Origin of the sequence: Psychrobacter sp. SZ93C1, from assembly GCF_015864635.1 — a bacterium.
GTDB classification, from domain to species: domain Bacteria; phylum Pseudomonadota; class Gammaproteobacteria; order Pseudomonadales; family Moraxellaceae; genus Psychrobacter; species Psychrobacter fozii.
In genome coordinates this window covers 1-797 of sequence record NZ_JADYWY010000032.1, presented here as the reverse complement: position 1 = coordinate 797, position 797 = coordinate 1, and the positions used below count along the sequence as shown (strand labels likewise).

Sequence of the window (797 nt, the reverse complement as noted above, 5' to 3'; positions counted from 1 at the left end):
ATGGCACTGGCGTCGCCAACTGTGACGGTCGGTTTGTCGCCCTCGTTTACGGTGCCGTCTGTCGCGTCTTCATCGAAGATGGTGGCAGTATCGGTGGCTGTGCCAATGCTGGCATTCAGCGCATTACTGATGCTCATGCTCAGCGCTTCTGAGACCTCATAGATGGCATCGTCATTTGGGGTGATGGTAAAGGTTGGCAGGATGCTGCTACCCGCTGGAATGCTCACGCTAATCCCAGCTATGGCGTCAGCCACGCTGATGGTTTGCGTGCCATTGGCATCCGTAAAGGTGATGCTGTCAATGTCACTGGCATCAATGTCGCCAAGGTTTAAGGTGGCNGACGGTAAAGTCGGTGACCCCAGCAGGAACGGTGATGGTGCCCGCTACTGGATCATAGGTGACACCGTTGCTAAAGATGAGATCAGCAGGGTCGCTACTGTAATCACCAGCGGTTGCACTGCCATCCGTTAAATCAAAGTCATAAGTAACATCGGCTTCGGTGACGCCATTGACGGTGACACTGTGCACGAGGGTATTGCCCTCGATGGCACTGGCGTCGCCAACTATGACGGTCGGTTTGTCGCCCTCGTTTACGGTGCCGTCTGTCGCGTCTTCATCGAAGATGGTGGCAGTATCGGTGGCGGTGCCAATGGCGGCATTCAGCGCATTACTGATACTCATGCTCAGCGCTTCTGAGACCTCATAGATGGCATCGTCATTTGGGGTGATGGTAAAGGTTGGCAGGATGCTGCTACCCGCTGGGATGCTCACACTAACCCCAGCAATGGCGTCAGCCA

At 55.2% G+C, this 797-nt stretch carries 1 protein-coding gene; it reads right to left on the bottom strand.

Annotation, left to right across the window (positions count from 1 at the left end; genetic code table 11):
* Nucleotides 1-254: hypothetical protein (locus tag I6E83_RS14665; protein WP_197102984.1), on the bottom strand; the 254-nt coding region annotated here is incomplete at its 3' end.
* Nucleotides 255-797: the final 543 nt, after the last annotated feature.